The sequence below is a fragment of the Proteobacteria bacterium CG1_02_64_396 genome (assembly GCA_001872725.1).
GTDB lineage: Bacteria > Pseudomonadota > MNWR01 > CG1-02-64-396 > CG1-02-64-396 > CG1-02-64-396.
Window position 1 is genome coordinate 21,939 of the sequence record MNWR01000038.1, and the last position, 7,227, is coordinate 29,165.

Below are 7,227 nucleotides of genomic sequence, written 5' to 3' on the forward strand. Positions count from 1 at the left end.
TGCGGCCATTTTAGGAGCGCCCCATGCCGATGGAATTGTTCGATCCGCTCCACCTGTTGATCCTGGGCGACCCCCGTTTCGGCAAGGTATGGACCGAGTGTTTTCAAGAGGCGGCGGGGGGGTATCTGTTTGTCGTCCACGTCACCAAGGGGGCAGAGGGGCTGCGTTGCCTGAACGAGGTCGAGATCGATCTGATTGTTCTGCCCGACCACAACGAGGCCAAACTGGGGCTGGCCCCTTTGCGGATTCAGGCCGAAAAGCGGGCGATCCCGGTGGTGACGGCGGGGGAGGCCACCCCCGATCCCAAGAAGTGGATCCCCACCGGCTCGATGGATGTGATCGGACGGGAGGACAGCTCTCCGGCGGTGCTGGGGCGGGTGCTGCGCGGGGCGCTGGCGCTGCGCCGTGCCCGCAAAAACCTGCGTCGGTGCGGCTCGCGTTACCAAGCGGTGCTCGACAACACCGCCAGCGGCTTGATCGCCCTGACCGGGGGTGGGGCCATTGAGGCGATGAACCCGGCCGCCGCCAAGATGTTCGAGGTCGACCCCGAGACGGTGATTGGCGAGGCGATTGGGGTGTTGATCCCCGGATTTAGCGCCGCCGTGGCCAAGGGTCTGCCCAAGAAGGATCCCTCCAAGCAGTTGAGGGGTGAGGTCGAGATGGAGGGGCTGCGCCGCGACGACATTCCCTTTCCGCTCGATGTGTCGATCCGCGAAATCAAGTTCGACGGCGAGAAATCGCGGCTGCTCATCCTGGGTGATTTAAGCGAGCGCAATAAAGCCCGAGAGGTGGCGCAAAAGCGGGATCAGCAGTTGCAACTGCTCTGGAATGCGGTCGAGCAGTCGGCCGACGCGGTCATCATCACCGATCCCGATGCCATCATTGAATACGTCAACCCCGCCTTCACCCGCAACACCGGCTACAGCTCCGACGAGGCGGTGGGGCAAAACCCCAACATTTTGCAAAGCGGCTACCACCCCAAAAGCTTTTATGAGTCGATGTGGGCAACCCTGCGCCGGGGTGAGATCTGGCGGGGGATTTTCACCAATCGGCGCAGGGATGGCTCCCTCTACCGGGAAGAGGCGGTGATCTCCCCAGTGCGCGATGAACTGGGGCGCATCCACCACTTTGTTGCCCAAAAGCACGATTTGTCGGAACGCGAGGTGCTCGAAGCGCAGTTGATGCAGGCGCAAAAGATGGAAACGGTCGGGCTGCTGGCGGGGGGGATCGCCCACGACTTCAACAATCTGCTCACCGGGGTTTTCGGCTTCACCGAGCTTTTGCTGATGAGCGATAGCCTGGGCGAGCAGGAGCGGGAATGGGCCAAGCGCATCATGGAGATGGGGGAGCGGGGCAGCGCCCTGGTGACTCAGCTGCTTTCGTTCAGTCGCAAGACCCCCAAGACGGTGGCGATCTTCGATTTGGCCGAGACGGTGAAGGTGACCGGCGCCCTGCTCCAGGGGACGCTCCTCGAAACGGTAGAGCTTGTCGTTGCCACACCCGGCGACCCGGTTTGGGTTCAAGGCGACCCCAATCAAATCCACCAGGTATTGCTCAACCTGGCGGTCAATGCCAACGACGCCATGCCCAAGGGGGGGCGGCTCGAAATCCGGCTCGATCGCCGGGGGGCGGGCTGGGCTCGCCTACGGGTGATCGACAACGGAGAGGGGATCCCTCAGCAACACCTGGGGCAGCTCTTCGACCCCTTCTTCACCACCAAGGCGCCCGGTAAAGGGACGGGGCTGGGGCTCTCGGTCACCTACGGCATCATCCAGGCGCACGGCGGTACCATCGAGGTGAGCAGTCAGGTGGGACGGGGGACCGCCTTTTCGATCCTGCTGCCGGAGCGCAACGCCAAACATTTGGTGCCCGAAAGCCAAGACACCAGCCATCCCCTGACCGCCCCACCCTCGGGTAACGGGGAGGTGATCCTGTTGGTCGACGACGATCCGGCGGTGGTCGAGGTCGGCAAGGCCTTCTTGGTGCGGCTCGGCTACCGGGTGGTGGGGGCGAACAGTGTGCGCGAGGCCTGGGCCTACATGCGCCACAACCCCACCGGAATCCACCTGGTGGTCTGCGACCTCATCATGCCCAGGGAGGGGGGCAAGGTGTTGCTCGACCATCTGCGGTCGGACCACAGCACGGTGCCGATCCTCTTCATTTCGGGCTCGGAGGGGGCGAGGGAGCAAGAGGAGGCGATCAAGGCGGTGGCCGACCAACCTGTCTTCCTCAAGCCCCTCGATTGGCACACCTTGGCGGTTAAGGTGGGGCAGATATTGGGGCACGAAGCGTAGGGTTCCATGCGCCAAACGTTTACCGTCGCCACCCCGAGCCATGCGGCCTTGGTCCCCATCGACCGGGAGGTTCAGTCGGCCATCGACGCCTTGGGTCTGCGCGACGGGGTGCTGCACCTGTTCACCCTGCACACCACCTGCGCTTTGCTCATCAACGAAAACGCCGATCCCGACGTGGTGGGCGATGTGCTGCGGCGCTTGGAGACGATGGTGCCGTGGCAGGTGGCGGGGGATCGGCACGGGGAGGGGAATTCGGCGGCCCATGTGAAGAGCCTGCTGATCGGTCCCGACCTGACGCTTCCGGTGCAAGACGGGCAACCGCTGTTGGGGACGTGGCAGGGGGTGTTTCTGGCCGAGTTCGACGGGCCGAGGCGGCGCACGGTGGTGGCGACGGCGCTACGAGCATAAAAACGGGGGGCGGGAGCCCCCGTTCACAACATGAGACGTTTCACTTTCGGCTTACTTCCAGGTCAACGTCATCCCGGCAAAACTTACGTCGTTACTGAGTTTGTTCCACTCTAGCCCGAGCAAGACGTTGCGGCTGATTTCAACGTCGAGGCCACCGCCATAGGCAAGGTTGGCGGTATGATTCCAGGTCGTCCCGGTCGGCGTCTTGGTCCACACCGAACCGCCCCCCAACTTGAGCTTGGGGTGTATGACCCCCATGTGGGCCCAGAAGACCAGCGAGCCGGTCAAAACCCGGCTGCGATCCTTGCCCGTTGTTCCCAACGAGCCGTCCAGGTAGCTCACCTCGTAACCGAGGTTGCTCCCGACCACCCCGCCCCAAGCGATGCCGGGGGCGATGGCGGTCCCCCCTGTGGCGGCGCTGCTGTGCAACCCCCCCGCCTTCACAGCCAAGGTTGTATCGGCGGCATACGCCGACGATCCCATCATCAAGACAACCGCTACCATCAATCGCATCGTCATCCGCATATCGACCCGTGACCTCGCAGCTCTTATAAGTCATGAGAATTCTGCCATTTTATAACGCCGAGCATTGTACGGGAAAACCGCCCCAAACTTGCGATTTTCATGGCGGTATCGCCGGTTGACATCATCCGCAAGCGGTCGAAGATGGTAATGCGGTCCCCGAAGGAGTCTTCCACTGGCAACAACGAAGAGGGGGTTGGAGATGGGTGCGAAGCAGACGGTCTACCAAGCGATGCGTCAGGCCGGGTTCTCCCGGCGCGATTTCCTCAAGTTCTGCACCGTCACCGCCGCCATGATGGGGTTGAGTCCCGCCCTCTACGGCAAGGTGGCCCAGGCGCTCGAAACCCGGCGACGACCCTCGCTGATCTGGCTCCCCTTTCAAGAATGCACCGGCTGCACCGAGTCGCTGACCCGCACCAACTCCCCCGCCATCGGCGACCTCGTCCTCGACCACATCTCGCTGGACTACTCCGAAACCCTGCAAGCCGCCTCCGGACACCAGGCCGAGCAGGCCCGGGCCGCCGCGATGAAAGAGAACTGGGGGCAGTACATCCTGGCCATCGACGGCTCGGTCTCGACCGCCGATGGGGGGATTCACACCGTTCTGGCGGGGCGGACCGCGCTCGACATTCTTAAAGAGGCGGCCGAGGGGGCGGCGGCGGTGGTGGCCATTGGATCGTGCGCCTCCTTCGGCGGTCTGCCCGCCGCGAGCCCCAATCCCACCAACGCCAAGGCGATCTCCGAGCTCATCGGCAAGCCGGTCATCAACGTCCCCGGCTGCCCCCCCATCGGCGACGTCATCACCGGGGTGGTCACCTACGTGCTCACCTTCGGCAAACTCCCCGAACTCGACGATCTGAACCGCCCCACCGCCTTTTACGGCCAGCGCATCCACGACCGCTGCTACCGCCGCCCCTTTTACGACAAGGGGCTGTTCGCCCGCGGCTTCGACGACGCCGGGGCCAAGGCGGGCCACTGCCTGTTTCAGATGGGGTGCAAGGGGCCGGTCACCTACAACGCCTGCGCCACCATGAAGTGGAATCAAGGGACCAGCTGGCCGGTGCAGTCGGGCCACGGCTGCCTGGGCTGCTCGGAGCCCAACTTCTGGGACAACGGCTCCTTCTATGCGGCGCTCTCCACCGGAACCGACTCCACCTTCAAGGGGATCGGCATCGCTGCTGCGGCGGCGGCTGGTGTGGCGGCGGGGGCGGCGATGGCGTTTCAGGCCCGGGCAGCTCGGAATAAAGCCCAGAAAGGGGAATAACCATGGACCTGCTCGAATGGGTGCGGGGGCCGTGGCTGACCTGGTCTTTCGCCATCTTCATCGTCGGACTGATCGGACGGCTCGCCTTCCTTTACTTCATCGGCCACGGGGTTGACCGTGTCCCCCCCAAAGGCAACCCCACCTGGGGAGGGACGCGCCACCTGGTCGCCGCCTCGCTTTACCACCTGCCCAACCTGCGCCGCACCCAGTTCACCTACGGCAGCGCGGCGCTGTTCCACCTGGGGCTGCTGGTCATCGTCTTCTTCTTCGGCCCCCACCTGCTGTTCATCCACGACCTGACCGGCCTGTTCTGGCCCGCCCTGCCGGCCCCGGTGATCGATGGGGTGGCGGTGGTGACGATGGTGACGTTGCTGGCGGTCCTCTTTCACCGCCTGACCACCCCGGTGCTGCGGCTGATGAGCGACACCAACGACTACATCGCCTGGTTGCTCACCTTTTTGCCGATCCTCACCGGCTACCTGACGATCCACAACCTGACCCCCAACTACCCGCTGACCCTTGCGATCCACATCATGAGCTTCGAACTGCTGCTGGTGCTGCTCCCCTTCACCAAGCTGGCCCATACCGGGTTGATCTTTGTTTCGCGGTTTTTGACGGGATACGAAATGGGGAAACGGGGCGTGGGGGTGCGTCATGGCTGATTCGGTCACCACGGCCATGAACACCGCCCTGAGCAAGGTCGGTTCGAAGGCGGCCACCTACTTGAGCGCCTGCGTCCACTGCGGGGTCTGCGCCACCGCCTGCCACTACGCACAAGGCAGCGGGGAGGCCAAACACATCCCCATCTGGAAGGCCGAACTGCTCAAGCGGCAGTACAAGCGGCGCTACACCTGGCTGGGCAAACTGCGCGGCGCCCTGGGGCTGATCCCCAAAACCACCCCCGAAATGCTCGAAGAATGGAGCGAGTTGGTCTTCGACACCTGTTCGATGTGCGGCCGCTGTTCGGTCGTCTGCCCCATGGGGATCGACATTCCGATGCTGATCCGCGCCATGCGCGAGGGGCTGACCGCCGCCGGGATTGTCCCCGAGGGGCTCAAAGAGGCGACCGACCGCGCTTTGGAAACCGGATCCCCCCTGGGCGCCACCCCCGAGGTCTTCGCCGAGCGGGTGGCGTGGATGGGCGACGAATGGGAGCAGGCGATCCCGGTCGACCAAGAGGGGGCCGAGTACCTGGTGCTCTTTTCTTCCATCGAAATCATGAAGTACCCCAACGCCATCGGGGCGACCGCCAAAATCCTGAACGCGGCGGGACTCAGCTGGACGGTGCATTCGAAGAATTTCGAGGGGACCAACTTCGGCTACCTGCAAGGCAGCTCCCCCAAGGCGGCCAAGATGTTGAATCGGGTGGTCGAGGCGGCCGAGCAGCTCAAGGTGAAGAAGGTGGTCAGCCCCGAGTGCGGCCACGCCTACGGGGCGCTGCGCTGGGAGGCGCAAAATCTCTTGGCCCGCGACCTGCCCTTCACCGTGGTGCAGATTGCCGAGCTGATCGATGTTCTTTTGAGTGAGGGCAAGATCCGGGTAAATCGGGAGGCGAAGGGGGGCAAAGCCACCTACCACGACCCCTGCCAAATCGGACGGCGCGGCGGGCTGTTCGAAGAGCCGCGCCGGGTGCTGCACGCCATCGTCCCCGACGCCAATTTCAGCGAGATGACCGAGAACCGAATGGACAACTGGTGCTGCGGCGGGGGCGGCGGAGTGATCTCGATCCCCCGCGCCGACGAGCTGCGTTTGAAGTCGTTCGGCATGAAAAAGGGGCAGATCGAACAGGTGGGGGCGCAGCGGGTGGTTTCGACCTGCTCGAATTGCCGCCTCGCCTTCGACAGCGCCTTTGAGCACTACGGGATGAAGACCGAGTTTGTGAGTTTGGTGGAGTTGGTGGCGGGGAATTTGGAGAAATAACCTCATCCTATTGAACCAACATACAACTCAAACCTTCAACTAAATTGGATTTTTATGGCGTATCGGTATATAATTAATATACCTGAAAGCGAAATCGACAAGCCTATCTATCGAATCATGTCAGAAAGAAGGCTTTTTGAATGCCTAACAAACAAAGAACTGGTTCTTGTACATCCGAGCAAATGGGATGATCCATTTGAGAATTACTTATTATCCTCAGAGGTAATTGATTCTAGTACCGGTGAGATTGGAACTCTGGAACCTATGCGGGACAAGGTTTACGGCCTGTGCTGGACCCAGCATCGGGACACTGATGCTATGTGGCGCATTTACTCTAGCAATAAAGATGGCGCAAGAGTCAAAACGACTCCGCGCAAACTTCTAGAGGCACTAATAAATGGTGGGGGGGGATTTGCCGACATAACTTGCTTTATCGGTAAAGTTCAATACAAAACCCTAAAAGAACTAATAGCCACGCTAACAAAAATTGATTTATTTTCATCAAATGGATCAGGACTTGCAGAATCATTATTAGTAACTATTCAGCCCCTCCCATCCCCCCGGTTTTTCCCTACGGGTTTTCTTTCATAAAGAGGGGTTGGTTACCTTCGAAGAGGAGGGTCAGGGCTGGGGTGGGACCGATGCCGTGTTTGCGGCAGGTCGACAGGTAGCTGCGGATGCGGCAGAAGATATCGGCGCCCTCTTTGGAGCGGAAGCATCCTGAGATTTTCTGGTGCAGCTTGACCATACGGATGTCGTTTTCACCCTGGTTGTTGGTGAAGGGAACCAGCGGATTGTCGATGAACCGTAGGACGTCGT

Annotated in this window: 6 protein-coding genes and 1 pseudogene; 5 read left to right on the plus strand and 2 right to left on the minus strand. The window is 61.8% G+C overall.

The window, feature by feature from the left end; all coding sequences use genetic code 11:
- The first annotated feature begins 23 nt into the window (after window positions 1-23).
- Both AUJ55_04820 and AUJ55_04825 read left to right on the plus strand, forming a co-directional pair.
- Window positions 24-2,294 (plus strand): hypothetical protein, encoded by a 2,271-nt coding sequence (locus AUJ55_04820; protein OIO58606.1) that lies wholly within the window; start codon window positions 24-26, stop codon window positions 2,292-2,294.
- 6 nt (window positions 2,295-2,300) lie between these two features.
- Window positions 2,301-2,702, plus strand: a complete 402-nt coding sequence (locus tag AUJ55_04825; protein OIO58607.1) for a hypothetical protein — start codon at window positions 2,301-2,303, stop codon at window positions 2,700-2,702.
- A gap of 51 nt (window positions 2,703-2,753) precedes the next feature.
- On the opposite strand, the gene AUJ55_04830 is transcribed toward AUJ55_04825, so the two are convergent.
- Entirely contained in the window at window positions 2,754-3,227 is a 474-nt protein-coding gene (locus AUJ55_04830) for a hypothetical protein (GenBank protein ID OIO58608.1), read from the minus strand.
- A gap of 229 nt (window positions 3,228-3,456) precedes the next feature.
- Between AUJ55_04830 and AUJ55_04835 the strand changes: the two genes are divergently transcribed.
- The 3 genes from AUJ55_04835 to AUJ55_04845 are packed head-to-tail and all read left to right on the plus strand — an operon-like array spanning window position 3,457 to window position 6,408.
- Complete coding sequence (locus AUJ55_04835) at window positions 3,457-4,488, plus strand: Ni/Fe hydrogenase (protein OIO58614.1); 1,032 nt, start codon at window positions 3,457-3,459, stop codon at window positions 4,486-4,488.
- A gap of 2 nt (window positions 4,489-4,490) precedes the next feature.
- Complete coding sequence (locus AUJ55_04840; GenBank protein OIO58609.1) at window positions 4,491-5,150, plus strand: hypothetical protein; 660 nt, start codon at window positions 4,491-4,493, stop codon at window positions 5,148-5,150.
- Entirely contained in the window at window positions 5,143-6,408 is a 1,266-nt protein-coding gene (locus AUJ55_04845) for a hypothetical protein (protein ID OIO58610.1), read from the plus strand. Before AUJ55_04840 ends, AUJ55_04845 begins: the two co-directional genes overlap by 8 nt.
- 571 nt (window positions 6,409-6,979) lie before the next feature.
- Here the strand turns inward: AUJ55_04845 and AUJ55_04850 are convergent.
- Window positions 6,980-7,227, minus strand: a pseudogene (locus AUJ55_04850) (transposase).

What these genes read in the sequence shown, in the direction of transcription:
- AUJ55_04820 (OIO58606.1), top strand. Translation starts at nt 24, where the DNA reads ATGCCGATGGAATTGTTCGATCCGCTCCACCTGTTGATCCTGGGCGAC.
- AUJ55_04825 (OIO58607.1), top strand. Translation starts at nt 2,301, where the DNA reads ATGCGCCAAACGTTTACCGTCGCCACCCCGAGCCATGCGGCCTTGGTC.
- AUJ55_04830 (OIO58608.1), bottom strand. Translation starts at nt 3,227, where the DNA reads ATGCGGATGACGATGCGATTGATGGTAGCGGTTGTCTTGATGATGGGA.
- AUJ55_04835 (OIO58614.1), top strand. Translation starts at nt 3,457, where the DNA reads ATGCGTCAGGCCGGGTTCTCCCGGCGCGATTTCCTCAAGTTCTGCACC.
- AUJ55_04840 (OIO58609.1), top strand. Translation starts at nt 4,491, where the DNA reads ATGGACCTGCTCGAATGGGTGCGGGGGCCGTGGCTGACCTGGTCTTTC.
- AUJ55_04845 (OIO58610.1), top strand. Translation starts at nt 5,143, where the DNA reads ATGGCTGATTCGGTCACCACGGCCATGAACACCGCCCTGAGCAAGGTC.